Annotated in this window: 26 protein-coding genes; 16 read left to right on the forward strand and 10 right to left on the reverse strand. The window is 69.0% G+C overall.

Features of this window, described 5'->3' with window-relative positions:
* Positions 1–43 precede the first annotated feature (43 nt).
* The gene (locus U9J23_RS06040; protein ID WP_059381556.1) at positions 44–325 is read right to left on the reverse strand and encodes a hypothetical protein; all 282 of its coding nucleotides are present in this window, start codon (positions 323–325) and stop codon (positions 44–46) included.
* Positions 326–450: 125 nt separating this feature from the next.
* On the opposite strand from U9J23_RS06040, the gene U9J23_RS06045 reads away from it, so the two are divergent.
* Entirely contained in the window at positions 451–1722 is a 1272-nt protein-coding gene (locus U9J23_RS06045; RefSeq protein WP_059381555.1) for an MFS transporter, read from the forward strand.
* Between the two features lie 16 nt (positions 1723–1738).
* Here U9J23_RS06045 and U9J23_RS06050 read toward each other — a convergent pair whose 3' ends face one another.
* The 3 genes from U9J23_RS06050 to U9J23_RS06060 form a co-directional block, all read right to left on the reverse strand.
* Positions 1739–2236 (reverse strand): hypothetical protein, encoded by a 498-nt coding sequence (locus U9J23_RS06050; RefSeq protein ID WP_059381554.1) that lies wholly within the window; start codon positions 2234–2236, stop codon positions 1739–1741.
* Complete coding sequence (locus tag U9J23_RS06055; protein ID WP_326601881.1) at positions 2224–2646, reverse strand: hypothetical protein; 423 nt, start codon at positions 2644–2646, stop codon at positions 2224–2226. The genes U9J23_RS06050 and U9J23_RS06055 overlap by 13 nt, the downstream gene beginning before the upstream one ends.
* 87 nt (positions 2647–2733) lie before the next feature.
* Complete coding sequence (locus U9J23_RS06060) at positions 2734–3000, reverse strand: helix-turn-helix domain-containing protein (protein ID WP_016693921.1); 267 nt, start codon at positions 2998–3000, stop codon at positions 2734–2736.
* Between the two features lie 91 nt (positions 3001–3091).
* On the opposite strand from U9J23_RS06060, the gene map reads away from it, so the two are divergent.
* From map to U9J23_RS06080, 4 genes are all read left to right on the forward strand, one after another.
* On the forward strand, positions 3092–3871 hold the full coding sequence (map, locus tag U9J23_RS06065; protein WP_006550663.1) for a type I methionyl aminopeptidase: 780 nt from the start codon (positions 3092–3094) through the stop codon (positions 3869–3871).
* A 105-nt stretch (positions 3872–3976) separates the two neighbouring features.
* Positions 3977–4267 carry an FmdB family zinc ribbon protein gene (locus U9J23_RS06070; RefSeq protein ID WP_272267829.1) on the forward strand — a complete coding sequence of 97 codons (291 nt, stop codon included), beginning with the start codon at positions 3977–3979 and terminating at the stop codon, positions 4265–4267.
* 40 nt (positions 4268–4307) lie between these two features.
* Complete coding sequence (gene fmdA / locus U9J23_RS06075; protein WP_039586368.1) at positions 4308–5561, forward strand: formamidase; 1254 nt, start codon at positions 4308–4310, stop codon at positions 5559–5561.
* Between the two features lie 86 nt (positions 5562–5647).
* Entirely contained in the window at positions 5648–6136 is a 489-nt protein-coding gene (locus U9J23_RS06080) for an FBP domain-containing protein (protein WP_272267832.1), read from the forward strand.
* Between the two features lie 18 nt (positions 6137–6154).
* Here the strand turns inward: U9J23_RS06080 and U9J23_RS06085 are convergent, their stop codons facing one another.
* The gene (locus tag U9J23_RS06085) at positions 6155–6739 is read right to left on the reverse strand and encodes a helix-turn-helix domain-containing protein (RefSeq protein ID WP_272267833.1); all 585 of its coding nucleotides are present in this window, start codon (positions 6737–6739) and stop codon (positions 6155–6157) included.
* Between the two features lie 48 nt (positions 6740–6787).
* On the opposite strand from U9J23_RS06085, the gene U9J23_RS06090 reads away from it, so the two are divergent.
* The 3 genes from U9J23_RS06090 to U9J23_RS06100 are packed head-to-tail and all read left to right on the forward strand — an operon-like array spanning position 6788 to position 8820.
* Entirely contained in the window at positions 6788–7642 is an 855-nt protein-coding gene (locus tag U9J23_RS06090; protein WP_085468890.1) for a class I SAM-dependent methyltransferase, read from the forward strand.
* Positions 7639–8613 carry an NAD(P)/FAD-dependent oxidoreductase gene (locus tag U9J23_RS06095; RefSeq protein WP_085468889.1) on the forward strand — a complete coding sequence of 325 codons (975 nt, stop codon included), beginning with the start codon at positions 7639–7641 and terminating at the stop codon, positions 8611–8613. Before U9J23_RS06090 ends, U9J23_RS06095 begins: the two co-directional genes overlap by 4 nt.
* A 9-nt stretch (positions 8614–8622) precedes the next feature.
* On the forward strand, positions 8623–8820 hold the full coding sequence (locus U9J23_RS06100) for a helix-hairpin-helix domain-containing protein (protein WP_085468888.1): 198 nt from the start codon (positions 8623–8625) through the stop codon (positions 8818–8820).
* 69 nt (positions 8821–8889) lie between these two features.
* Here the strand turns inward: U9J23_RS06100 and U9J23_RS06105 are convergent, their stop codons facing one another.
* Positions 8890–10347, reverse strand: coding sequence for a benzaldehyde dehydrogenase (locus tag U9J23_RS06105; protein ID WP_326601890.1), 1458 nt, complete (start codon positions 10345–10347; stop codon positions 8890–8892).
* 196 nt (positions 10348–10543) lie between these two features.
* On the opposite strand from U9J23_RS06105, the gene U9J23_RS06110 reads away from it, so the two are divergent.
* On the forward strand, positions 10544–12247 hold the full coding sequence (locus U9J23_RS06110; protein WP_326601893.1) for a cation:proton antiporter: 1704 nt from the start codon (positions 10544–10546) through the stop codon (positions 12245–12247).
* 59 nt (positions 12248–12306) lie between these two features.
* On the opposite strand, the gene U9J23_RS06115 is transcribed toward U9J23_RS06110, so the two are convergent.
* Positions 12307–12831: a CarD family transcriptional regulator gene (locus U9J23_RS06115; protein WP_085468885.1), complete on the reverse strand. Its 525-nt coding sequence runs from the start codon at positions 12829–12831 to the stop codon at positions 12307–12309.
* A 328-nt stretch (positions 12832–13159) separates the two neighbouring features.
* Between U9J23_RS06115 and U9J23_RS06120 the strand changes: the two genes are divergently transcribed.
* On the forward strand, positions 13160–14182 hold the full coding sequence (locus U9J23_RS06120) for an alpha/beta hydrolase (RefSeq protein ID WP_326601895.1): 1023 nt from the start codon (positions 13160–13162) through the stop codon (positions 14180–14182).
* Here the strand turns inward: U9J23_RS06120 and U9J23_RS06125 are convergent.
* Together U9J23_RS06125 and U9J23_RS06130 are read right to left on the reverse strand one after the other, a co-directional pair.
* The gene (locus U9J23_RS06125; protein WP_326601897.1) at positions 14172–14885 is read right to left on the reverse strand and encodes a type 1 glutamine amidotransferase domain-containing protein; all 714 of its coding nucleotides are present in this window, start codon (positions 14883–14885) and stop codon (positions 14172–14174) included. The two genes, U9J23_RS06120 and U9J23_RS06125, sit on opposite strands and share 11 nt — an antisense overlap.
* Positions 14886–15015: 130 nt before the next feature.
* Entirely contained in the window at positions 15016–15975 is a 960-nt protein-coding gene (locus U9J23_RS06130) for a hypothetical protein (RefSeq protein ID WP_026061507.1), read from the reverse strand.
* 342 nt (positions 15976–16317) lie between these two features.
* Between U9J23_RS06130 and U9J23_RS06135 the strand changes: the two genes are divergently transcribed.
* The 6 genes from U9J23_RS06135 to recD all read left to right on the forward strand — a co-directional run bounded on the left by U9J23_RS06135 (position 16318) and on the right by recD (position 26262).
* Positions 16318–16674 carry a hypothetical protein gene (locus tag U9J23_RS06135; protein WP_230823797.1) on the forward strand — a complete coding sequence of 119 codons (357 nt, stop codon included), beginning with the start codon at positions 16318–16320 and terminating at the stop codon, positions 16672–16674.
* 66 nt (positions 16675–16740) lie between these two features.
* On the forward strand, positions 16741–17241 hold the full coding sequence (locus U9J23_RS06140) for a DUF2505 domain-containing protein (protein ID WP_059381544.1): 501 nt from the start codon (positions 16741–16743) through the stop codon (positions 17239–17241).
* Positions 17242–17409: 168 nt separating this feature from the next.
* On the forward strand, positions 17410–17607 hold the full coding sequence (locus U9J23_RS06145; protein ID WP_059381543.1) for a hypothetical protein: 198 nt from the start codon (positions 17410–17412) through the stop codon (positions 17605–17607).
* A gap of 128 nt (positions 17608–17735) precedes the next feature.
* The gene (gene recC, locus U9J23_RS06150) at positions 17736–21029 is read left to right on the forward strand and encodes an exodeoxyribonuclease V subunit gamma (RefSeq protein WP_059381542.1); all 3294 of its coding nucleotides are present in this window, start codon (positions 17736–17738) and stop codon (positions 21027–21029) included.
* A gap of 14 nt (positions 21030–21043) precedes the next feature.
* Positions 21044–24376 (forward strand): UvrD-helicase domain-containing protein, encoded by a 3333-nt coding sequence (locus U9J23_RS06155; protein ID WP_326601902.1) that lies wholly within the window; start codon positions 21044–21046, stop codon positions 24374–24376.
* Positions 24377–24384: 8 nt separating this feature from the next.
* Entirely contained in the window at positions 24385–26262 is a 1878-nt protein-coding gene (gene recD / locus U9J23_RS06160) for an exodeoxyribonuclease V subunit alpha (protein ID WP_085469003.1), read from the forward strand.
* Positions 26263–26269: 7 nt separating this feature from the next.
* Here the strand turns inward: recD and U9J23_RS06165 are convergent, their stop codons facing one another.
* Positions 26270–26743, reverse strand: coding sequence for a hypothetical protein (locus U9J23_RS06165; protein WP_326601904.1), 474 nt, complete (start codon positions 26741–26743; stop codon positions 26270–26272).
* Positions 26744–26811 lie beyond the last annotated feature (68 nt).

Below are 26811 nucleotides of genomic sequence, written 5' to 3' on the forward strand. Positions count from 1 at the left end.
GCTGCGCCTCGGGCGACTGTGCGATCGGGGAGCGACGGTGTGATCAGAGCTTGTCGAGATCCACAGGCGGATAGTTGCCGTAGATGCCGTGGTCGAATCCCTGCAGGTAGCTGTGATGCTGGGCTGCGGCGTTCTGCGTCAGCTCGTGCGCGCGAGCGGCGTTCCGGGCGCGCGCCTCGCGATGCTGCTCGAGCAGATACTTCAGAACGAACCAGGCGACCGCTCCGACGACCGCGATCACCAGGATGCCGAGAAAGACCTCCCAATAGGAGATGACGAAACCGATCACGAGCAGGATGGCGAAGAACGCCAGGAACTCCCTCATCACGTCCTCTCAGGAGAAGCGGCTGCCGCTTTCGTCTGTTTCGCCGACTGTATCGCCGGGGACCGACACCGCGTTTCACAGATGCTCGTCGGGGCTGTCCGCAACCGCTCTGCCACCATGTCCGCATGACTGCACCGGCCCGGCTCGGTATCCCGACCGGCACGCTCGCACTGCTGGCAGCCCTGTACTTCGCGCAGGGCCTGCCGTACGGGTTCTTCACCCAGGCGCTTCCGGTGGTGCTCCGTGAGTCCGGTTTCTCGCTGATCGCGATCAGCGCGACGGGTGTGCTCTTCGCGCCGTGGGCGCTCAAGTTCCTCTGGGCGCCGTACGTCGACCACTACGGAACCCGGCGTCAGTGGCTGCTCTCGCTCCAGCTCGCGGCGTCGGCGGTGTCGCTGATTCTGGCGTGCCTCGACCTGTCGTCGACGCTGCGGTGGCTGCTCGTCGGCATCGCGGTGGTCAACGCCCTGTCGGCCACGCAGGACGTCGCCACCGACGGTCTGGCCGTGCAACTGCTCGGACCGAAACAGCGCGGGCTGGGGAACGGCATCCAGGTCGGCGCGTATCGCATCGGCATGATCGTCGGCGGGGGAGCACTGCTGTGGGTGTTCTCCCTCGCCGGTTGGCGCAGCCTGTTCCTCGCGATGGCATTCCTGCTGGTACTGACGACGATCCCGGTATGGCGACTGCCGCGCACGGAGCGACGGGCCACGCCGGATCGGGAACCGCGAAGCGCGACCCGCATGACGGTCGCGTGGTGGGCGCGTCTGCGCCGCCCCGGGATGCTCGCGTTCATCCTGCTCATCGGCGGCTTCAAGTTCGGTGACTCGATGGGCTCGGCGATGGTCGGCCCGTTCATGTCCGACTCGGGACTCACCCTCGGGCAGATCGCGCTGGTCAAGGGTGTGCTGTCCTCGGCAGGCGCTCTCGGCGGTGCCGCCCTCGGTGGGTGGCTGTGCTTCCGTCGCGGTCGTCGGCAGGCCCTGCTGATCGGTGGTGTCACCCAGACCGCGAGCCTCGCGCTGTACGTCGTCGCGTCGCTCGGCTACGGCGGGTTCGGGCTCATCGTCTCCGCGAGCCTGGCCGAACACGTCCTCGGTGGCGCCGCGACGGTCGCGGTGTTCACGCTCATGATGGACGCCGCGGACAGGGACCACGCCGGCAGCGACTACACCCTGCTCGCGTGCGCGATCGTCGTCGTGCAGGGCATCGCGGGATTCACCGCCGGTGTGGTCGGAGACGTGTTCGGTTATCCCGCGCTGTTCGGCACGAGTCTGGTGCTGTCGGGAATCGGATGTGCCGTCCTGCTGCTCGCTCTCGATCGGGGCATCGGGCCGACCGGGGTGCACGATGTGTGGCGGAGCGGCGCGGGGCAGGCGGCCTCGCGTCCCCGGTGATCCCCGGAACTGTCGATCACCGCGACCAGTACTGCAGCATCGGCTCCTCGGCGAGCACCGTCGACCCTTCGGAGATGACGAGAGCGCTCGACGAGATGCTGTACTGCACACCGGCGTTCGTGGCGGTGAAACCGTCACCCGAGGGTACGGGGTCGTCGATCTCGATCGCCGCACCGTCGTTCGTGCGGACACCCTTGTAGTAGTACCGTCCGGCCCCGGTCTCGCACACCACGACGAGCGAGTCGGCCGTCTGCCCGATGGCCACAGCGGGATTCGTGTGGTTGCACCGTGCCTCGGGGATGCCGACGAAGCCCTGGGCGTCGGTGTCCTCGGAGGCCGACACGGGCGGTAACGGCCGAGCGGGCCCGGCTGCGGGCGCGGGATTGCCGGTGGCCGTGAGTTCGAGATCCTCGATCCGCAGGGCCACGTCGCCCGGAAGCACGGTGACGTAGCTGTTGCCCTGCACGATGCTGTTGGCCGTGATGCACTCGAAGTCTCCGGTCAGGCACGACAACCGCTCCCAGTAACCGCCGAGCGAACCCGTCGGGCGTAGCGCGTATTCGCCGGGGCGATGTCCACCCCGACCTTCAGAGTGCCGTTGGTCGGGAAGCCGCTCGGGGTGAGGGACCGACTCGCCTGTGCTCGTGGGGCGGGCGGATCCGTTTCCGCACGCGGAACTGCGGACGGCGAGACGGTGACCGTCACGGTCGACGGGGGCGGGCTCGCGGCGACAGTGCTCTCCGGGTCCGTATCGGACGAGCGGGTCAGGACGACGACCAGCGCGGCAACTGCGGCGATGACGGCGACCAGCAGGGCACCGCCCACGAGCCACGGCCACTTCGGTCGTCGCGGCGGGGTCGGGGTGGGCCAGGGCGGCGGGGGAGCGCCGTAGCCGTAGCCGTACCCGTCCTGCGGAGGCTGCATCGACATCCGGATCCCTTCGCTGTCGCGGTGGTGTGCCTCCGGATATCGCTGCCGATGTCTCCTGCTGTTACGTCCGGTGGGGAGGCGCTATCCGGTGCGTTGCAGGTCGGTGCAGGGAAGGGCCAGTTCGGCGAGATCGTCGAGAGAGACGGGTAGCACCCGTGCGAGAGCGGCGATCGTCGCGAAGGCCGGCGTCGCCAGTCGTCCGGTCTCGATCTTCCGAAGGGTCTCCGGCGAGATGTCGGCGGCCCGGGCCACCTCGGTGAGCGTCCTGCTGCCTCGGGCTTCGCGCAGCCGACCACCCAGGCGTTTGCCGGCGGCCAGCTGTTCCGGGGTCAGGGGGAGTCGCACCATGACCCGCAGTCTAGCCGCGTCGGTATGAAAATACCGATCGTCGCGTTAGGGTGGTATTTAAATACCGTTCTGTGATCCTGAGGAGTGCCCCGTGTTGGAACTGAAGACCCCCGGTGAGATCGCGGCAATGGACGTGACCGGCACGTTCATCGCCGAGCTGCTCGACGATCTGACGGGCCGCGCCCGACCCGGCGTGAACCTGCTCGATCTCGAACAGCGCGCGCGGGACATGATCGAGGAACGCGGCGCGGTCTCGTGCTACTGGGACTACGCGCCCTCGTTCGGGCGCGGACCGTTCCGCAACGTCATCTGTCTGTCCGTCAACGACGCAGTGCTGCACGGGCTCCCGCACGACTACGTACTCCGGGACGGCGACCTGCTCAGCATGGACATCGCCGTCTCGATCGACGGCTGGGTCGCCGATTCGGCACGCAGCATCATCGTCGGCGCGGAACGTCCCGAGGACCGGCACCTCGTCGAGGCGACCGAGGTGGCGCTGGACGCGGCCATCGCCGCCGCGCTCCCCGGTAACCGCCTCGGAGACATCTCCGCAGCGATCGGCGCTGTCGCCGCCGAGTACGGCTATCCCGTCAACACCGAGTTCGGTGGTCACGGACTCGGCCGCACCATGCACGAGGATCCGCACGTGGCGAACACCGGACGTGCGGGTCGCGGGCTCGTGCTGCGTCCCGGCCTGACGCTCGCCCTCGAGCCGTGGTTCGCGGCGGGGACGGACAAGATCGTCTACGACCCCGACGGCTGGACCATCCGTTCCGCCGACGGCTCGCGCACGGCGCACAGCGAGCACACGATCGCGATCACCGAGGGTGGACCGCTGGTGCTGACGAAGCGAGAGCGTGTCACCGAATAGAGATGGCACCGAACAGCTCCGGACAGCAGGAACATTCGGAGTAGGGGAGCGGGCTTGCGTGCGGTCCGTTATGGTCGGTGCACCGACGGGCGAAAGGCGATGCCGATGCCGCTGTACGAGTTCCGATGTGCCGACTGCGGGCCGTTCGACGTCTCCCTCCCGATGAGCGAGGTCTCCGCGTCGACCCCGTGCCCCCAGTGTGCTCGGCAGGCTCGTCGTTCGCTCACCGCGCCCCGTCTCGGCCGCGGCGGTTCGGCGTCGATGCGCCTGCACGACGCCACGGCACGGACCGCATCCGAACCCGACGTCGTCTCGGGCGCCCTGCCGGGTGTGCCGAGGCGTCCGTCACGGCCGGTCACCACCGACCCCCGACACCGATCCTTACCACGTCCCTGATCGTCACAGCCCCTGATCCGTCACCGCTGCAGGAGGTCCCGTGCCCGACGTCGTGTTCCCCCTCGATTCGACCCGCCGGTTCACCGATCAGGAGAAGATCGGCCACAACCGCTGGCACCCGGACATCCCGCCCGTCGCGACGCTGAAACCGGGGGATTCCTTCCGCGTGCACTGCCGCGAATGGTTCGACGGTGAGATCCACAACGACGATTCCGCCGACGACATCCGCAATGCCCCGCTGCACATCGTGCACGCGTTGTCGGGACCGTTCGCGGTGGAAGGAGCCAAGCCCGGCGACCTGCTCATCGTCGACATCCTCGACCTCGGCCCGATCCCGCAGGAGGACTCGGGTCCGCTCGCCGGGCAGGGCTGGGGTTACACCGGCATCTTCGCGAAGACGAACGGCGGGGGATTCCTCACCGACCAGTTCCCCGACGCCTACAAGGCGATCTGGGACTTCTCCGGGCAGAAGGCGACGAGCCGCCACGTGCCCCACGTGTCGTTCACCGGCATCGTGCATCCCGGCCTGATGGGGACGGCGCCCTCGCACGAACTGCTGTCGACGTGGAACACCCGGGAAGCAGCGCTGATCGCGACGGATCCCGACCGCGAACCGGCGCTGGCGCTGCCGCCCGAACCGAACGGAGCCATCCTCGGCAGCCTGTCGGGCGCCGATTTCGACCGGGTCGCGGCGGAGGCGGCGCGCACCGCTCCGCCGCGGGAGAACGGCGGCAACCAGGACATCAAGAACCTCACGAAGGGAAGCCGGATCTTCTATCCGGTGTTCGTCGACGGGGCGAATCTGTCGGTCGGCGACCTGCACTTCTCCCAGGGTGATGGCGAGATCACCTTCTGCGGCGCCATCGAGATGGGCGGGTTCATCGACCTGCGCGTCGACCTGATCCCCGGTGGTATGGAGACCTACGGGGTGAGCGAGAACGCCATCTTCATGCCGGGCAACACCGACCCGCAGTACTCCGAGTGGCTCGCATTCTCCGGCACGTCCGTGACGCTCGACGGCGAACAGCGGTATCTGGATTCGCAATTGGCGTACCAGCGGGCGTGTCTGCACGCCATCGACTATCTGACGAAATTCGGCTACAGCCCCGAGCAGGCGTATCTCCTGCTCGGGGCTGCACCCATCGAGGGACGTTTGTCGGGTGTCGTGGACATTCCGAATTCGTGTGCCACGGTGTACCTTCCGACGGCGATCTTCGACTTCCCGGTCGCGCCCACCGCATCCGGCCCGGTGACGATCGATCCGGGTATCGGAGCGCCGCGTTCGTCGGCGTGAGGGCCGCGAAAATCGTTTGTCGGGTGTGAGCGCGGCGCGTACCGTCCTCGGGTCGGTACATACGCGAACGAAAGGTGGTTCCGGCCATGGACCCGCTCACCGAACGGGACATTCGAACATCCTTCGTCAACTGCTCCAAGGGTGATGCGAAGCGGCTTCCGGTGCCGCGCGATCTCGACGACCGGCCGTGGGACGAACTCGACTTCCTCGGCTGGACCGACCCGTCGTTCCCCGGACGCGGCTACATCGTCGTCCCTCGCGACGGCGAACTCGTCGGTGTCGCCATGCGGTTCGAACAGCAGGGCTCGGGCAAGACGCAGATGTGCACCATCTGCCTCACCACCCACACCCGGGGCGGCATCGCCCTGATGACGGCCAACAAGGTCGGCGATGCGGGGCGAGCGGGCAACGCTGTCGGGACGTACATGTGCATCGACCTGCAGTGTTCGCTGTACGCGCGCGGCAAGAAGAAGCCCGCTCTGGGAAGCCGGTACCGCGAGGATCTCGAGCCGGAGGAGAAGGCCGCGCGCGTCCGCGAGAATCTCGGGGCGTTCGTTGATCGCCTGTACGCCTGACGGGCGAACCCGGCCCTTTCAGTGCGATGCGGGGTTGCGCAGGTGCGCACGCTCCCCGTTCTGATCGAGGATCGTGAGGATCTCCACCGGTCCGTCGTGCGCGCTGATGGCGTGTGGCGTCATCGTCGAGAACTCGGCGGCGTTGCCCTCCTGGATGAGAATCGTCCGCTCGCCGAGTTGGAGCCGGGCGGTGCCGGTCAGGACGGTGAACCATTCGTGCCCCGGGTGCACCGGGAGTGTGTGGGCCGGCACCGGCTCCTGCTTCGTGATCCGCATCTTGGCGATGGTGACGCCGCCCAGTGATCGTTCCCGCGACAACAGCCAGGTCGTGTACCCCGGGGTGTCGCAGGGCTGAGGTCTGATCACCACGTCCTGGTCCTCGCCGGATTCGACGAGCTGGTCGATCGTGGTGTCGAGTGCCCGTGCGATGGGGACGAGCTGGTCGAGTGCGATCCTGCGACGGCCCGTCTCGATGCGGCTCAGGTTCGACGGGCTGATGTGGCACCGGGCTGCGAGAGCGTCGAGGGTCCACCCCTGCGCGAGCCGCAGGCTGCGGATGCGCTGGCGGATGAGTTGGTCCAGATCGGACGATTCTTGCTCCATAGGCAAGAGTGTATGCCGAAACTGGATGACGCGTTCTAGCGTGGAGTCATGCACCACCACGCCCATCACGGACACCACGCCGTACACGACCACGCGCACGACGAGTCGATGGCCGAGGTCCTCGACCTCGACGCCGCGATGCACCGGCCGTATTTCGAGTCGTTGCTCGACCGGGTCGCCGGACAACTCGACCGGGAGCCTCGCACCATCGTCGACATCGGCGCCGGGACGGGCACGGGAACACTCGCCCTGGCCCGCCGGTTCCCCGACGCGCAGCTCGTCGCACTCGACCGCTCCGCCGGGATGCTCGAACGCATCCGGAAGACCGCCGAACGCAACGGGTTAGGCGATCGGATCCGGACCGTCGAAGTGGATCTCGATGCGGGACTTCCGGCCGTCGGTGCGGTCGACCTCGCCTGGGCGGCACTGTCCCTGCACCACATCGAGGATCCGGATGCGACGCTCCGGCAACTCGCCGAGGCGATGACACCCGGGGGGACGGTGGTCGTCACCGAGATGGAGTCGCAACCACGATTCCTGCCCGACGACATCGGTATCGGTACGCCGGGACTCGAAACGAGATGCCACGACGCCGCGGCGTCCCGAGGGTGGAACAGGTGGCCCGACTGGAGCGCCAACCTGCGTCGCGCCGGGTTCGGGATGGTCGAGATGCGCCGCGACGAACTCGCCGTCGACGTCGACGACACCGCTCGGCGATACGCCCACGCAGTGCTGGGCCGGATGCGGACCGGTCTCGACAACGCCGTGTCCGACGAGGATCTCGACGCGCTCGAGCGGCTCGTCGGCGACGGTCCCGATTCGGTGCTGCACCGGGCAGATCTGGTGGTGCGTGGATCCCGAACCGTGTGGATCGCACGGGCAATCAAGGAGGAAACCCGATGAACACCCAGGAGAATCCCTCGAAGGACGATTACGACGTCGTCGTGATCGGCGGCGGCTCCGCCGGGCTGAGTGCCGCCACCGCGCTGGCACGCTCACGCCGCTCGGTGCTCGTCGTCGACGCCGGCGAACCGCGCAACGCCCCTGCCGCGGCCGCGCACAACGTGATCGGACACGAAGGCATCGCGCCGACCGAACTCCTGGCTCTCGGACGGAAGGAGGCCACCGGATACGGCGCCGAGATCCTGTCCGCACGAGCAGAATCCGCTCGTCGCAGCGACACGGGATTCGAGATCGGTCTCTCCGGTGGCACCACCGTGCAGGCACGTCGACTGATCCTCGCGACGGGACTGGTCGATGAGCTGCCCGACCTGCCCGGAGTCCGGGAGCTGTGGGGCAAGTCTGTCCTGCATTGCCCCTACTGCCACGGCTGGGAGGTCCGGGACCGGCGCATCGGCGTGATCTCCTCGGGGCCGATGAGCGTGCACCAGACCCTGTTGTTCCGCCAGCTCAGCGACGACGTCACCTTCTTCACCCACTCGGCGCCCGCCCTGGAGAGCGAGGCCCGCGACCAGCTCGAGGCACGCGACGTGCGGATCGTCGACGGCACCGTCGCGGAACTGCGAGCGGACGGCGAGGAGGTTCGTGCCGTGGTGCTCGAGGACGGCACCGAGGTCGAGGTCGACGCCGTGGTGGTCGCACCGCGTTTCGTCGCCCGCGCCGACCTGTACGAGCAGCTCGGCGGAACGGTCACCGACCATCCCGTGGGCACCCTCATCGAGACCGACCCGACAGGGAAGACCGCTCTGCCCGGCGTGTGGGCGGCGGGTAATTCGGCCGATCTCTCCGCGGTGGTCGTGGTCGCTGCAGGAGCCGGCGTGATGACAGGGGCGGCCGTGAACGCCGACCTCATTGCGGAGGAAACGGCCGCCGCGGTGGAGGAACGAGCCGCCCGCCAGGATGCTCGGGTCTAGCATCGCAACATGACGACGCCTCCGGGTGACCTCCCCGCGATCGGAGGTCCCGCGACCCGTGCGCTCCTCGCCGAAGGGATCGGAACCCTCGACGACGTCGCGCGGCATTCGAGACGGGAACTCGCGGCATTGCACGGGGTGGGGCCGAAGGCGCTCCGCATCCTCGAGGAGGCACTCGCCGCACGCGGACTCGCCTTCGCCGACTAGCCCTGTCGGGCATACGAGACGGCCGGGCGAGCACGATCACGTGCTCGCCCGGCCGATTCGAGATCTACGTCAGAACGGGTAGGGCGCAATGTCTGGACGCACCGTGACCCACTGGGTCTCGGTGAACGCCTCGATGTTCGCGGCCGGACCGCCGAAGCGGGAGCCGATACCGGATGCCCCGACTCCGCCGAAGGGAGCGTTGGCCTCGTCGGCGACGGTCATCTCGTTGATGTGGATCTTGCCCGAGTGGATGCGGTCGGCGATCTTCATCGCCTGTCCCACGTCACCGACGATGCTCACCGACAGGCCGTACTCGGACGCATTGGCCAGTTCGACGGCCTCGTCCGCGTCGGAGAACTTCGACACCGGAGCGACGGGACCGAAGATCTCCTGGCCCCAGGCGGGCATCTCGGTGGTCAGATCGGTCAGGACGGTGGGCCGGTAGAACAACCCCTCGTGCGTGCCGCCGGCAGCGAGAGTGCCGCCCGCGGCGACGGTGTCCTGCACGATCGTGTCGATGTTCGCCAGCTGGCGCTCGTCGATGATCGGGCCCAGATGCACCGGGCCGCCTGCGGGATCGCCGACGACGAGCGCATCCGCCTTCGCGGCGAGGGCGCGCACGTAGTCGTCGTAGACGGACTCGTGCACCAGGTGCCGGCCGGTGGTCATGCAGATCTGGCCCTGGTGGAAGAACGATCCCATCGCTCCGACACCGGCAGCGAGGTCGACGTCGGCGCCGGGGAGCACGATCATCGCGTTGTTGCCACCGAGTTCGAGGTGGGTGCGCTTGAGATGTTCCGCGCCCGCCTTGCCGACGTGGCGTCCGGCGGCGGTGGATCCGGTGAACGAGACCACCCGCACTTCGGGAGCGTCGACGGTCGCGGCACCGACGTCACCACCGCCGGGCAGCACCTGCAGCACACCGGCGGGCAGTCCGGCCTCCTCGAAGATCCGGGCCACGGCGACACCGCCGATGACGGAGGTCCGCGGATCCGGCTTGAGCAGCACCGCATTGCCGAGGGCGAGGGCCGGGGCGACCGAGCGCATCGCGAGCAGCAACGGGAAGTTGAACGGCGCGATCACCGAGACCACGCCGACGGGCAGGTGGCGCGCGATGGACCAGTGACCGTTGTCCGACGGCAGGTACTCACCGTGCGGGTGGGTGGGCAGCGCCGACGCCTCGAAGCACTCGGTGGCGGAACCGAACACCTCCATGGCGGCCTTGTCCGGGATGGACCCGGCCTCGCGGAGACCCCAGCCGATCAGTTCGTCGGCGTGCTCGCGGAACTTCTCGCCGGCGCGGCGGAGGATCTCCGCACGCTCGGACGGTGCGGTGGAAGCCCAGGACTTCTGCGCGGCGGCGGCAGCACGGGAGGCGGCGTAGACATCGTCGGCGTCGGCGAGGCCGATCTCGGCGATCTGTTCGCCGGTCGAGGGGTTGGTGACCTTCGTGGTCCCACCGTTACCGGGGCGCCAGCCGTCGAGATGGATCTTTCCCGTCCACAGGGCTTCGTCGAGCAAGGCCATAGGTTCTCCTCAGCATGGTCGTCGCCGTCCCGCGCGCGTGGGACACCGATGTGTTCCACGAGTGTGGGAGCGATGACGGCTCGCAGGATCGACTCTTCTCATTCAACGAGAAAGGCTGCGATATCCGTCGACGCACGATGAACGCCACGTGCACCGCTCCCCGGCCGAAGGGTCATGAGCGAGCACAATGATCCGAATGGATCTGGTTCTCATGGCAGTGGTCGGCATCGCCGGCATCGTGAGCATCGCGGTGTTCTCGCAACGTCTCGGAGTAGCGGCGCCGCTCGGTCTGGTGGTGGTCGGGGCGGTGCTGAGCTTCGTCCCGGGTGTCCCCGATGTGGAGATCGAACCGGAGCTGGTTCTCACCGTCATTCTTCCGCCCCTGCTGTACTCGGCCGCCCTGAGCATGCCGGCCCAGGACTTCCGCCGGAACTTCAAGGCCATCAGCGGACTCGCGGTCCTTCTCGTCGTGGTGACGACGGCGGGCGCGGGAGTGCTGTTCCATCTGCTCATCCCGGATCTCGGATGGGCCGCATGTTTCGCGCTCGGCGCGGTCGTCAGCCCCACCGACGCCGTCGCGGCCACCTCTATGGGGCGCCGGCTCGGCCTGCCGTCACGTCTGCTGACCGTGCTCGAGGGCGAAGGTCTCGTCAACGACGCGTCGGCGCTGGTCCTGCTGCGCTCGGCTATCGCCGCGATGGCGGGAGCGGTCTCGCTGTGGCAGGTCGCCGGGGACTTCTTCTACTCGGTCGTGGTCGCCACGGTCATCGGCATCGTCGTCGGGATCGTCAACGTCCGTATCCGAGGCCTGTTCCAGGACGCGGTGTTCAACACCGCCGCGTCGTTCATCCTGCCGTTCGTCGCCTTCGTGCCCGCGGAGGAACTCGGAGCCTCCGGCGTGCTGGCAGTGGTCGTCGCCGGGGTCGTCACGGGACATCTCGGCCCGAAATACCTGCGCGCCGCCGACCGCGTCACCGAGGAGGTCAACTGGCGGACCGTCGCCTTTCTGCTCGAATCGGCGATCTTCCTCCTCATGGGTCTGAGCCTCGAACATCTCCTCGACGAGGTCGACGCAGCGAGACTGTCGACCACGGAGGGACTGCTCATCGGCCTCGTCGCCAGCGCGTTCGTCATCGCGGTGCGCATGCTCTTCGTCGTCCCGCTCGTCGCCGTCCTCAAACGGGACGAGCGCAGAGCGGCGGAAGCGCTTCCGGTGCTCGAACAGCGCCGCGAGAAGATCGCGCAGCGCTTCGCCGACGCCGATGTTCCTGCCAGCCGGAGGGCATACATCGGACGGCGGTTCGACCGTGCCACCGCCGACGCGGACTTCCTCGTCACGGAGAAACTCGGATGGCGCGGCGGGGTGGTGCTCGCATGGTCCGGTATGCGCGGCGCCATCACGCTGGCAGCGGCCCAGTCCCTCCCCAGCGACACGCCCTACCGCGCCGAACTGATCCTCATCGCATTCGTCGTCGCCATGACGACGCTGCTGCTGCAGGGTCTGACCCTGCCGACGGTGATCCGGCTCGTGAAGATCCCGGCCGACGACCAGGAGCGTCTCCGGACCGAATACGGCACGCTGCTCGCCGAGCTCGCCGACGCCGGGGAGAAGGAGCTCGCCGGGTCGTCGTCCGGAGCCGATCCGCAGACCGTGGAGCGGGTCCGGGCGGACAGCCTGATCGGTGTGCGGGACGAGCGCGGCTCGTCGTCGCCGGATCCCGACCACGACGAACGGCGCGAGCAGTACATCCGGCTGCGGTTGCTCACCATCGCGGCCGAACGCGGGGCGCTGCTCGAGGCTCGGGCGCGCGGTACCTACAGTTCGCAGACACTCGGTGCGGCCCAGCGTCGCCTCGACCTCGAGGAGACGCGGTTGCAGGCGCTGAGCGAACAACCCTGACCGACGACCGCGCCACGCGGACGGGTCCGCGTGGCGCGTCGTGCATCGAGGGAGAGTCGTCAGCCTGCAGCGACGAGCCGGCTCTCTTCGGGGGTGGGTTCGGACGACAGGATCGCCGACTCGAGCAGCTTTTCCGCCTGCTCGTCGGACAGCGACATGCCGAGGGAGAGTTCGGCGAGTACGGAACTGTGTGCGGTCTTCAGCATGCCCTTCTCACCCGCCGACAGACCCTTCCGATGTTCGCGACGTGTCAGGTCGCGAACCACGGCGGCGGTGACATGGAGATCACCGACGTTCAGCTTCTCCCGGTTGTTCTTGAATCGACGCGACCATGTCTGTTCTTCGTGCTCGGTCGGAGCATGCAGGATCGCGAACAGCTCTGCGAGTTCGCTCGGGTCGTAGACGTTGCGTAGCCCGATCTCCTCGGCCTTCCCCACCGGCACGGCGACCATGAGGTCGGAGCGATGAATCTTCAGTTGCAGATACGGCACGGGCGCCTGCTTGATCGTCCGGGTGATGATCGCGGACACTGTGGCAGGTCCATGATGGGGGTGGACGACGATCTGTCCGGTCGAGAACTGCATACGACTTCTCTCTGTCGGTGGGTGTCACACCCGGCCGTCCGATTCGTAAGGGCACGAACGGAACCGCACGACCGTCGCATCACTGCAGCGTTCCGGGAACGAGGACTGATGCGGACGCGGGAAGGCTCATCCATTCGAATGATCGATCCGGAACCCGCGAGGCGACATCCCCCATCATCTCAGGTATGCCGCGCGCATGTTCGCTGTGGGGTGGGTCACAAGGTCTCGATGGTGGCCGGCGCCCTGCTGTCGAGCCACACGCGGGGGAAACATTTGACATGATCGGCGGGCCGGACGCGCCGGTGCGAACGCAGAGCAGGAGTGACAATTGGCCGAGGACGTCACCGAGAACAGGCCTCGTCGCCCGATCGGACCCCGGGTCGTACTCGTTCTGGCATTCGTCGTGGTGGTCACGGCCGCCGCGTTCGTCCTCACCCCAGTGCCGGGATCACTGGTGGTGCGGAAGGTGTTCGAACGCGACGCACGGGAGCAGACCGCAAAGCTTGCGGTGGACGCCCCGGAGACGGATTTCGTCGCCGACCTCCACTACCGGGAGGACGACCCGGACGCCTACCTCGACGTATACACACCGCCGGGGACCACCGAGGCGCTGCCGACGATCGTGTGGACGCACGGCGGCGCGTGGCTGTCGGGCAACCGCACCAACTACGCGGGCTACTACCGGCGTCTCGCGGCGGCCGGATTCACCGTGGTGTCGGTCGGCTACTCGCTCGCACCGGGCCACCGCTATCCGACCCCGGTGCGGCAACTCGTCGACGCACAGAGCTACCTGCTCGAGCACGCCGACGAACTGCACATCGACACCGAGCGGATCGTGCTCGCCGGTGACTCGGCCGGGGCGCAACTGTCCGCGCAGATCGCCGCGGCGATCACCGACCCCGACTACGCCGCGAACCTCGGTGTGGACCCGGCGTTCACTCCGGAGAACGTTCGGGGTGTCGTGCTCAACTGCGGCATCTACGACGTGTCCGTGATCGGTGGGAGCGGTGGGCTGATCGGGTGGGGCGTGGAGCAGGCGATGTGGGCCTACACCGGCGCCCGGGAGTTCGCCACTTCGGATGCGGCGGGCCAGATGTCGGTGTTGAACTCGGTCACCGAGAACTTCCCGGCCACCTACATCTCCGGTGGCAACGCCGATCCACTCACCGCCACCCAGTCCGAGAGGCTCGCGCGGCGGCTCACCGGACTCGGTGTGCAGGTGGATGCGTTGTTCTATCCGGACGACCACACACCGGAACTGGCACACGAGTACCAGTTCGATCTGTCGACACCGGATGCGCGTGCCGCGCTCGAGCGGACGATCGATTTCGTCCGCAAGGTCACGACGTAGCGCGCGCGGGGATCTCGGCGACGACGCGTTCGGCGAGCGGCCGCGAGGAGGCCGGGTTCTGGCCCGTGTACAGGACGCGGTCGACCACCACGTGCGGCTGCCAGGCGTCCGTGGACGAGAAGACCGCGCCGGCCTCCTGGAGGCGGTCCTGCAGCAACCAGGGTGCCTTGTCGGCCAGTCCTGCCTGGACCTCCTCGATGTTCGTGAACGCCGTCAGGCTGTAACCCTCGAACAGCCAGCGGCCGCCGGACTCGTGGGCGGTGAGCAGGGCCGCCGGGGCGTGGCACACCATCGCGACGACCTTGTCGGCCTCGACGAAATGCCGGACGAGTTCACCGAACCGCTCGTCGACCGCGAGGTCCTCCATCGGGCCGTGGCCACCGGGCACGAACAGCAGGTCGAAGTCCTCGGCCCGCTGGTCCTCGAGCACCGCGGTACCGGACAGCACCGGCTGCAGCTTCTCGAGCGCCGACTTCAACTCGGCCACACGGTCCTCGCCGCCCGCGGCGTCGGGTTCGAGACTGGCCTGGTCCACGACGGGCGTGCGGCCGCCGGGTGTGGCGACGGTGATGTCGTAACCGGCCTCGTCGAAGACGGTGTACGGCTCGACGAGCTCCTCCGCCCAGAAGCCCGTGGGGTGGCGGGTGCCGTCCTGCAACGTCCAATGATCGGCGGAGCTGACGACGAAGAGGATGCGGGTCATGGTGTGTCCTTTCGAATGAACGTAGAGGTCGCGTACCCGCTGTGAGCGGGGCCGACACGAGGAGTGACGACGATCGCCGGGCCCACGAGGGACCCGGCGATCGTGTGACGTGACTGTGGGGTGCGGCGGATCAGACGCCGACCACCTCCTGGGCGATGGCGGCCAGACGGGTCTGGGCCGCGGAGATCACGCCGTGTCGTGCCTTGTGCGCTTCCTCGTAGGCGACGATCGCCCGGATGTCCGCGGGTTCGGTCAGTTCCTTGACCGCCGCCACCGCCTTCGGGACGGTGAGATCGTCGTAGTTCCGGATCGGCAGCTCCTCCTCGGTGAGGACCCCCGAGGCGCTGCGTGCCTTGTGCAGGGCGTCGGCGGTGCCGTCCGCACCTTCACGACGGCTCACGCGCTCGGCCGTCTCGAGAGCCGCGTCGCGCGAGGCGCCGATCGTCTTGGCTGCGACGTCACCGGCATGTGCGCCGCGTGAGAGCAGCGATTCGATGCGGGGACGCGTCGAGCGGGCGACGTCGATCGCTCGATCGATGCTGCGCGCCGACCAGGTGACCGGCGTGTTGACCAAGCGCACCGCTGCGCCGGCCGCGGCCTGCAGAGGAGTGCGACGCAGAGCGGCAGGGCCGCCGAGCGCTTCCTCCGCGATGACGGTGGTGAGCCATTCGACCGTCGCCGTGTGGGCCGTGATCAGGCGGTCCGCCAGCGACACGATCGACTTGTGTCCGCCTGCGGTGGCCAGCGCCTTCACGTAGCGGGCGCGGTCGAGGAGCTGATGTTCGAGGGCGAGGTCGGACAGCAGTGCTTCGTCGAACGGCTGCGCCTGCTCGGTGAGGGTCTTCACCATGATGGCGGCGCGGCCGATGAACGGCCCGACCACATCGGGAAGTCCGCCCAGATCGCGGATCGCCTCTTCGATCGCCACCGCACGGATGCGGCAGTTCTCGGCGTTCTCGGTCAGCTCCTTGCGTACCGCTTCGGTTCGGGCCTGCGCGACACGCGTTTCGGCGACCTGGGTCTCTGCATGGGTCAGTTCGTGGAGAGTGCGCAACTGGGTGAGCAACGCGGGAGTTCGGTTCTCTGTCATCGTGCGTTCGCCTCCTTCGCACTGGAAGAGTCGGTGATCTACCGACGAATTCACATCCATCGAGAAAATGACGTGACAACTGTCGGCTACCCGACCCCCGGAACTGCTAACGTCTATGTGATCCATAACACACCCCCTGGTCGGGTTCGTTGCTGTAGTGACCACTCGGCGCACGTGAGTCACACCGGTTCCGGTTTGAGCCGGTTACTCGCGGGGAAACTTCGGAGCACACCTTGACGTGAGAGATCGAGGCCGGGACGAGGCGCGGTCCGCCTGACCACTCAGGTGACCGGCGACCGTGAGACGGCCGCAAGTAGTACGAAGGAAAGCGGGGACGACACGATGACCACGGCAGCACCCGTCATGCCCACGGACGTGATCACCGCTCCGGCGACGGTTGCTCCGTCGCAGCCGGCCGAGACTCCGGCGCAGACGATCGACGCGCGGCCCGTCGAGGCCCCGCAGCCGGTGGACATGGCCCCGCAGTCGGTGGACGCGACGCCGGACGAGGCGGACCCGCCGGTGACGGAGGAGCTGCCGGCTCTGCTCGAGCACCCCATCGCGGGTCTGCTGATGTTCGTCGTCCTCGCCGTCTGCGGATTCGCAGCCGCCGCGGTGGTCGCAGGATCCCTGGCGGCCGGGCTCGCTCTGGTGGCGGTCGTCGGAGGAGCGGCGGCGCCTCTCGTCGCTGTTCTCTGACGTGGCAGAACGTCACCGGTAGGCCCGTTTCGTCCAGATCCGGGCGGGAGGCTATCGTCTCCGGTCATGTCCAAGGAATTCGTTTTCACGTCCACGCTCGACCACAGCGTCGAACGCGTCCACGGCGCTTTGACCAGCGAGGACTTCTGGAACAGTCGGTTGGCTGCGAGCCGAACCGGCGTGGGGCAGCTCGAGGTCGGCTCCGGCCCCGGAACCTTCCGCGCGAAGGTCTCCGACCAGATCGACACCTCCGCTCTGCCCGCCGTCGTCCGGGGCGTGGTGCGAGGACCTCTGATCATCGAGCGCACCGACGAGTGGGGTGGACTCGAGGGCGGTGCGGCGCAGGGAACCCTCGCGGGCAGCACGTCGGGACTGCCGATCACGATCGCGGCCCGTTCGGAGCTGCGCGGCAACGCGGCCGGCGGCACCGAGATCGAGGTGCGTGGCGAGGCCACCGTCAAGGTCCCCGTCGTCGGCGGGCAGATCGAGGGCCTGATCGTCCAGCTCGTCGAGAACATCGTCCAGAACGATCGGACCGACATCGACAAGTGGCTGACCGAGAACTGACCCGAGGGGTCGCCTGATCGGTCGGCTCCCGATCGGTGGGCCGTCATCCGTTCCGATGCCGCCGTTCCTCTCCGGAGGTGCGGCGGCATCGTCGTTCCCGCAGGATTCGTCGACGACACACCGGGTCGGGTCGTTGATGAGTGGTGTGACCCGGGCCACCATCGGATCATGTCGATGCCGTGGGACGAGGACGGCGGCTACGCGTGGGAACGCCGCGAGGCCGGATACACCTGGGAGCAGATCGGCAGCGAACTCGGTTGCCCTGCTCATGTCGCACAGAATCTGGGGGAGCGATACCACGCGGATGTCACCGCCGAGATGACGAGGAACCAGCTGTCGCTGTTCGACATCTCGACGGAGACCTGACCGTTCCGGGCAGGTCCTGCCTGCCGACCCTCCGCCGCATGCACCCGCGACCTGCGGCGCAGTCGCCTGTCCGGGCGGTGTGATAAGCCGTACCCGACGGAACGAGCGACGACGAGGGAGAGCGACGCGTGCTGATACTGCACCGTGCCGAGCGCACCGGCATCCTGGCGGATGCGCTGGCCGAGGTGCTCGCCCAGCCCCTCGACGATCCGTTCGCGCGGGAGGTCGTCGCGGTGCCCGCGCGCGGTGTCGAAAGATGGCTCACCCAGCGGTTGTCGGGAATGCTCGGTTCCTCCGCCGGCGACGGGGTGGCCGCCAACATCGACTTCCCGTCCCCGTCCCGCCTCGTCGACGAAGCGCTCGCCGCGGCCTCCGGCATCACCGCCGACGACGATCCGTGGCATCCCTCCCGCATGTTGTGGTCGCTGCTCGGGGTGATCGACGAGTGCGTCGGCGAACCGTGGTGCGCCACCCTCGCGCGGCATCTCGGCCACGGCGCCGACGACCACCGGGCCGGACGCCGGTACGCCACCGCAGCGCATCTCACCGGCCTGCTCCGCAGTTACGGACTCCAGCGCCCCGGGATGATCGCCCAGTGGGCGGCGGGGAACGACACCGACGGCACGGGTGCGCCCCTCGACGACCACCTGCGTTGGCAGGCCGAGCTGTGGCGACGGCTGCGCGCCCGCATCGGGGTCGACAGCCCGTCGCAGCGACTCGACGAACTGTGCGGCCGGCTGCGCAACGACCCCGACGTCGTCGACCTGCCCGAACGACTGTCGATCTTCGGTCCGACCCGGCTCGACACCGCCCTCGTCGAGGTGCTGTCCGCGCTCGGGCACCACCGCGACGTGCACATCTGGCTCCCGCACCCGAGCCCGGTGATGTGGGACGGACTGACCCGCCGCCCGGCGTCGATGCGCCGCGCCGACGACCACAGTGCCCTCGGGGTGCAGCACCCGCTGCTCGCCGCGCTCGGCCGCGACGTGCGCGAACTCCAGAGCCGGCTCTCCGGCCTCGAGTGCACCGACGTTCCCCATCCCTCACCCCGGCCGCCGTCGACGCTCCTCGGCCGGTTGCAGGCCGATCTCCGCGACGACCGCGCCCCCGAACGCGGATCGGCCGCGCCCGACGGGACCGTGATGATCCATGCCTGCCACGGCCCCACCCGACAGATCGAGGTGCTCCGCGAGTGCCTGCTGCACCTGTTCCGCGACGACCCCACGCTCGAACCGCGCGACGTCGTCGTCATGTGCCCCGACGTCGAGACGTACGCGCCGCTCGTCCACGCCGCCTTCGGTGCCGGAGTCGGTGAGCATCCCGGCCACACGCTGCGGGTCCGTCTCGCCGATCGTGGCCTGCGCCGCACCGATCCGGTGCTTGCGGTGGTGTCCGAACTGCTCGCGCTCGCCGACGGCCGGGTCACCGCCAGCGAGGTCCTCGATCTCGCCGCTTCCGCCCCGGTGCGCCGCAAGTTCGGATTCGACGACGACGAGCTCGAACGCCTGCAGGAGTGGACCACCGAGACCGGTGCCCGTTGGGGTCTCGGCCCGTGGCAGCGCAAGAGCTTCGGTCTCGGCGACTTCATGCAGAACACCTTCGGGGCGGCACTCGACCGCATCCTTCTCGGTGTCGCCGCCGACGGAGCGGACGGGGAGTGGCTGTCGCTGTCACTGCCCCTCGACGACGTCGACAGCAACGACATCGACCTCGCCGGTCGGTTCGCCGAGTTCATCGACCGGCTGACGGTGGTGTTGCTCCGACTGCGCGGCCCGCATCCGGCGGCGCGGTGGTCGGACGAACTCGGTTACGGCATCGACCTGCTCACCGACGTTCCCACCGCCGACGCATGGCAGCTCACCCGCGCGCGGCGCGAGATCGGCGACGCCGTCGAGCATGCCGGCGACACGCGGTTGTCCCTGAGCGACGTCCGATCCATGCTCTCCTCCCGGCTCGCCGGGCGTCCGTCGCGCTCGAACTTCCGGACCGGCGAACTGACCGTGTGCACGATGGTGCCGATGCGCTCGGTGCCCCATCGTGTGGTGGTGCTCCTCGGTCTCGACGACGACGTCTTCCCCCGCACGGCCCACATCGACGGCGACGACGTCCTGACCCAGAATCCCTGTGTGGGAGAGCGTGATCCGCGCAGCGAGGACAGGCAGTTGCTCCTCGACGCGCTGATGGCCGCGGAAGAACGGGTGCTGTTGTTCCACACCGGCGCCGACGCTGTCACCGGAGCGCTGCGCCCACCGGCGATTCCGCTCACCGAGGTGCGCGACGTGGTGGCGACGATGACGGGCGTCGACGTCGACGACGAACGCATCGTTCGGCGACATCCCCTGCAGCCCTTCGATCCGCGCAACTTCCGGGCCGACGACCCGTTCGGGTTCGGTGTCACCGCACTCGCGGGAGCCCGTGCCGGGCAAGGAGGTTCGACCGCGCGCGACCGACCGGGCGCGCTCCTCGTCGACGATCTTCCGGCCCCGGCGCGCACGGATGTCGATCTCGACGAACTCGTCGCCTTCCTGACACATCCGACGCAGGGATTCCTCCGGCAGCGGCTGGGCCTGCGTATCCCCGACACCGACGAGGGCATCGCCGACGCGCTCGACGTCGAGCTCGACGGTCTCGCGCAGTGGCAGCTCGGCGACCGCATGCTCGAAGCGCGGCTGGCGGGCATGTCCGCGGGCGCCTTCCAGGACGCGGAGTGGCGGCGCGGCACGCTCCCACCCTTCGCGCTCGGCCGCAAGACGCTCGACGCGGTGAGCGACAACGTCGAACGCCTCGTGCACGCCTGCGCCGGTGTGCACACCGGGCAGGCCCGCACCGTCGACATCCGCGTGGATCTCGGCGACGGCCGTCGGCTCACCGGAACCGTCGGAGGTGTGCACGGCGAGGTGCTGGCCCGCAGCACGTATTCCAAGCTGTCCCCGAAACACCGGCTCGAAGCATGGATCCGGTTGCTCGCCGTCGTCGCCTCGGGTCATCCCGGGCAGTGGCGTGCGGTGACCACGGGACGCAGCCGCTCACGCTCGTATCCGGCCTGGCGCTCGACCCTTCTGGCTCCCGCCGATCCCGTCGCGCTGCTCGCCGCACTCGTCGATCTGCGCGACCACGGACTGTGCCGGCCGCTGCCGCTCGTGACGGGCGCGTCGGCCGAGTACGCCGATCGCCGCCACCGCGGTGATTCCGTGGAGATGGCACTGTCGGCCGCCGGGAAGGCGTTCGGTGGCGCGTTCGGCGACGGCAAGGACCGTCACGTGCAGTACCTGTACGGACCCGATGTGACGCTCGGCCGGCTCACCGCCGACGCGCCGGACGGCGTCGAGGCCGGCTGGTTCGACGACCCCAGCCGTTTCGGTGTGCTCGCCCGACGGTTGTGGGAACCCCTGCTCGCCTCCGAGAACCAGGGACGCCCGTGAGAGAAGGACACAGCGTGCCCGACACCGCTATCACCGATCCCCGCGACGCGGGCGGCCCGCCGCCGGCAGGCTTCGATCTGCTCGGCCCGCTCCCGAGCGGCACCACCGTACTCGAGGCCAGCGCGGGAACGGGAAAGACATATGCGATCGTCGGGCTCGCCACCCGGTTCGTCGCCGAAGGACACGCCCGCCTGTCCGACCTGCTGCTCGTCACCTTCAGCCGGGCCGCGACGCAGGAACTGCGTGAACGCACCCGGAACCGGTTCGCGCAGGTCGCCACCGCCCTCGCCGATCCCGACGGTGCACGGGCGAGCAACGACATGCTCGTCCGTCATCTCGCGAGCGAGGACGTCGACGCGCGGCGGGCCCGGCTGCGACAGGCGTTGTCCGACTTCGACTCCGGCACCATCTCCACCACGCACGGTTTCTGCCGCCGCATGCTCGACGAACTCGGCATCGCCGGCGAACGCGAACCCGACGTCACGGTCGTCGAGGACGTCGACGACCTGCGAGCAGAGGTCGTCGCCGATCTCTACCTGCGGCGCTACGGCAGGGGACAAGCCCCCATCACCTACGCCGAGGCGGCCGTCGCCGCGAAGGAGGCGATCTTCGACCCGCAGGCCGAACTCGCACCGAACGATGCCGACGGCACCGCGGCCGGTGAACGGGTGGAGTTCGCGCGAGCGGTCCGCGAGGAGGTCGAGCGACGCAAGCGCCGGCTCGGACTGCGCGACTTCGACGACCAGTTGTCCCTGCTGCACGCGGTGCTCGGCGATCCGGAGCACGGCGACGCCGCCTGCCGGCGGGTGCGCGCGCGTTTCTCCGTCGTCCTCGTCGACGAGTTCCAGGACACCGACCCCAAGCAGTGGGAGATCCTGCGCCGGGCATTCCACGGGCACAGCACGCTCGTGCTCGTCGGCGACCCGAAGCAGGCCATCTACGCCTTCCGCGGCGCAGAGGTGCTCAGCTATCTCGATGCCGTCTCCGAATCCGACACCTACTGCGAGCTGACCACCAACTGGCGCAGCGACGGCGATCTCGTCCGGGCGCTCGAACACGTCCATCTCGGTGCCACCCTCGGTGATCCGCGCATCGTGGTGAACCCGGTGAAGGCGGCGGCCGCCGATTCCCGGCTCTCGGGTATCGCGCCCCTGCGCGTGCGCCACCTGCCCCGTGCCGGTGCCGGTCCGCTCAACGACTGGGGTTTCCCGCAGAATCTCGACGGCCTGCGCGGGCGGGTCGCCCGCGACGTCGCGGCCGACATCGTGCGCCTGCTCGACGACGAGAACGTCACCGTCGACCTCGGTTCCGGCCCCGAACGCGTGCAACCCGGGCACATCGCCGTCCTCGTACGCAAGCACAAGCAGGTGACGCTCGTCCACGACGCTCTGACGAAGGCGAACGTGCCGTGCGTGGTCGCCGGGGGCACGAGTGTGTTCGCCACACCGTCCGCGCAGCACTGGCTGTGGGTGCTCTACGCGCTCGAGCAGCCCCATCGCGCCGATCGTGTCCGGCTCGCCGCGCTCACTCCGCTGCTGGGCCGCACGATGACCGACATCGATTCGGAGGGCGAAGCGCTGGTCGTGGAGGTCGGCGGACTGCTGCGCGAACTGAACGACGTCTACGCCCGTACCGGATTCGCCGCCGTCTTCGAGCGACTGGCGTCCTTCGGTTCGGTCGAGGCCCGCCTCCTCGACGAGCCGTCCGGGGAACGCACCCTCACCGATATCCGGCACGTCGCGCAGCTGCTCGAGGACGTCGCCTCGGCACAGTCGCTGGGGCTGGCCGCGCTCACCCGTTGGCTCGAGGATCGCATCAACGACCCCGACCGTGGTGGGGCCGACCGGATCCGGCGTCTCGACAGCGACGCCGCGGCGGTCCAGATCCTCACCGTGCACGGCAGCAAGGGACTCGAGTTCCCCGTCGTCCACGTTCCGTACGGGTGGGATGCCGCGAAGAACCCCGAGCCCGACAAGCTGCTGCTGCACGAGAACGGCCGACGCATCCTCGACGTGGGCGGCAAGAGCGGTCCCGGCTACGTCGCGCGGCGTCGTCAGCACGAACTCGAGGAGGCGGGGGAGGAACTGCGCCTGCTGTACGTGGCGGTGACGCGCGCGCAGTGTGCGCTCACTCTCTGGTGGGCGCCGTCCACTCCCACCTCGCGGTCGCCGCTGCACCGGTTGCTGTTCGCCCGCGAGCCCGGCTCGCCCGAGGTCGCCGCGGAGGGCCGGATCGGTCACGACGAGGCCATGGCCGAGGAATTCGAGCGGTGGGCTGTGCGCGCCGGTGGGGTCATCGCCGCCGAAGCGGTGGGGTCGCATCCGATTCCGGTGCTGCGCTGGACCCGCCCCCGAGTGGAGACCGGCCCTCTTGCCGCCGCCCGTTTCGATCGGGTCGTCGACGAGAACTGGCGCAGGACCTCCTATTCGGCGCTCACCGCCTCGGTGCACGATGCACCGGTGGTGAGCGGTGAGGTGGAGGAGCCGGTGACGATCGACGAGCCGGACGAGCCTCCGCTGAGCGCAACGGAACCCGCGTGGGAAGGCATCCCGTCACCGATGAACGGACTGCCGGGCGGCACCGTTTTCGGCACGCTGGTGCACGCCGTCCTCGAGGTCGTCGACACCTCCGCCCCAGATTTGGAGGCCGAACTGCTCGACTGCTGCCGCGAGACGGTGCGTCGCCAGATGTCGCCGATCGACCCCGCGCAGCTCGCGGCGGCGCTGCTCCCGGTGATGCGCACCCCGCTCGGGCCGCTCGGCCGGACCCTCGCGGATTTCGCTCCCTCCGACCGGCTCTCCGAACTCGACTTCGAGTTGCCGCTGACCGGCGGCGACAGTCCGGTGCCCGTCACCGTCACCCTCGACGCGGTCGGCGGGTTGCTGCGCCGGCACCTGCCCGCCGACGATCCGATGGCGGCCTACGCCGATCGGGTGCGCACCCTCGAACCCGTGCCGCTGCGGGGTTACCTCAACGGCAGTATCGACGCCGTACTGCGCACCGAGGGGCCGGCATTCGTCGTCGTCGATTACAAGACCAACCGGCTCGCGCCCGTCGACGAACTGACCACCGCGCACTACACCCGCGAGTCGATGGCAGCGGAGATGCTCCGCGCCCACTATCCGATGCAGGCTCTGCTCTATTCCGTTGCCCTGCACCGTTATCTGCGGTGGCGGATGCGCGACTACGACCCGCACGTCCATCTCAGTGGTGTGCAGTACCTGTTCGTCCGCGGCATGGCCGGACCGGACAGCCCATCCGGCAGCGGCGTGTTCGACTGGCACCCGCCGGCCGGCCTCGTCACCGACCTGTCCGACCTCCTCGCCGGAAAGGCCGTGATCTCGTGATCGAGTCCATGACCGACGTTCGGATCGCCCAGCGCGGCAAGGGCGCTCTGCGGCAGTTCAACGAGGTGGGCGCACTCTCCGCCGCCGACGTGCACGTCGCCCTGCGACTCGCGGCGCTCGGCGGCGAGGACGACCCGCACGTGCATCTCGCCACCGCGCTGGCGGTGCGCGCCGTGCGCTCCGGGTCGGTGTGCCTCGACCTCACGCGTTTCCGTGAGGTCACGGTCGAGGAGGACGCGGATGGTCATCCCGTCGTCGATCCCGCGAGCCTGCCGTGGCCCCGCGACGAGGACGTGCTCGCGGCGCTGCGTCGCAGCCCTCTCGTCGTCGGCGGCGACCGCGGGCCTCTGCGTCCGTTGCGTCTCGTCGACACCGCGGAAGGTCCGCTGCTGTATCTCGACCGGTACTTCCGGCAGGAGCAGACGATCCGCCGGGTGCTCGCCGAACGTACGGCGACCTTCCCGGACCTCGACGAGGAGCGCATCGCGGCGACGCTCGACGAGCTGTTCCACCATCCCGACGATCCCACCCGGCCCGCGTCGGCACCCGACCGTCAGCGCGTCGCGGCGGCGCTCGCGGCCACCCGCCCGACCGCGGTGATCGCGGGCGGACCGGGCACCGGCAAGACCCACACCGTGGCGCGGATCCTCGCGCTGCTCACCCGCCTGTACGGTCACGAACTGCGCATCGGCCTGGCCGCTCCCACCGGCAAGGCCGCTGCGCGCCTGCAGGAATCGGTGCGCGAGCAGGAGACCGAGCTGGGTCTGCCGCCGAATCTCACCGCCATGACCGTGCACCGCATGCTCGGCTGGCAGCGCGGCCGCACCCGCTTCCGCTACCACGCGGGCAATCATCTGCCGTACGACGTGATCGTCGTCGACGAGACGTCGATGGTGTCGTTGACGATGATGTGCCGCCTGCTCGAGGCGGTGCGTCCCGACACCCGGCTCGTCCTCGTCGGCGACCCCGACCAGCTCGCTTCCGTCGACGCCGGTGCGGTACTGGCCGACCTCGTGGGGCGACCGGTCGGCGGCGCCCTCGATCCGGTCTTCGAACGGGTCGTCGCCCGCGATCTCGCGGCCGCCGACGACCCTGCCGAAGCGGCCTTCACTCCGGCCGAACGCGCCCGGCTCGGCGGTGGGGTCGTGCGCCTGAGCCGCGGCCGCCGCTTCGGTGGTGCGATCGCCGAGCTGGCGGTGGCCGTCCGCAAGGGCGACGGCGACGCGGTGCTCGACATCCTGCGCAGCGGCGACCCGCACGTCTCGTTCGTGGCCCCCTCCGAGCTCGACGCCCTGCGCGACGACATCGTCCGCTCCGCCGCCGAGGTCACCAAGTCTGCCGAGACGGGGGACGTCGAGACGGCGCTGAAGCGGTTCGAGGAACATCGGTTGCTGTGCGCGCACCGCGACGGCCCGGCCGGTGTGCAGTGGTGGGCGAGGCAGGCAGCCGAGTGGATCGGGGAGGCCGCGGGGCAGCGCCTCGATCCCGAGAGCTGGTATCCCGGCCGGCCGTTGCTCGTCACCGCGAACGACCACGACATGCAGATCTACAACGGCGACACCGGCGTGGTCGTGCGTCGCGGCGACGAACTCGTCGCGGCGTTCGCACGCGGCGAGACGCCGTTCGAACTGCGCCCGAGTCAGCTGCCGGCGGTGAGCACCGTCTACGCGATGACGATCCACCGCAGCCAGGGCAGTCAGTACGGCACCGTCTCGGTGGTGCTGCCCGACTCCGGATCGGCGTTGCTCACCCGCGAACTGCTGTACACCGCGATCACACGTGCGCGGTCGCACGTGCGGATCATCGGAACCGAGGACGCGGTACGGGCGGGCGTGGCACGGCAGGTGCTCCGAGCGAGCGGGCTGCGGCGGGAGATCCGCGTGTAGCCGGTCGTCAGCGGTCGTCGACTTCCGCACCCGAGCGGGTGAGGACGAGTCCGGTCCCGACGATCCCGATGAGGCTGATGGCCAGTGCGACGGAGGGCCAGCCCTCGGTCTGCCAGTACACGTCCTCGAGCGTGATGAGCAGGGCTGCCTCGTCGACGATCAGTGCGAGGGCCACGCCGAGCGCGAGACCCATCCAGGTGCGGGTCTTCGGGGATCGGTCGACCATGCCGTAGATCGCCACTCCGGCGAGCAGCAGAATGCCCCACAGGTAGTGGTGGAGGTGCACACCGCCGACGCTCACGTCGCCGAAACCCCTCGTGTCGATCTGGATCAGCCAGGTCACGAGGCGGGCACCGCCGAAGGTCACGGTGAAGGCCAGCCATGCGAGGACGATCCCGCGGCGCGACGGGTCGATCTGACTCCATCGCCGCGGAAACGAGATGCGGGATCGGGTGTCTTCCGATTCGTTAGGGATGCTCACTATTCCTGTTTACACCCGCACGTCGTCGCGAGACCGTCTCCACCGGCGAACCGGACGTGGCATGCTCG

The organism is Rhodococcus sp. PD04 (assembly GCF_035918275.1).
Lineage (GTDB): Bacteria > Actinomycetota > Actinomycetes > Mycobacteriales > Mycobacteriaceae > Rhodococcus > Rhodococcus rhodochrous.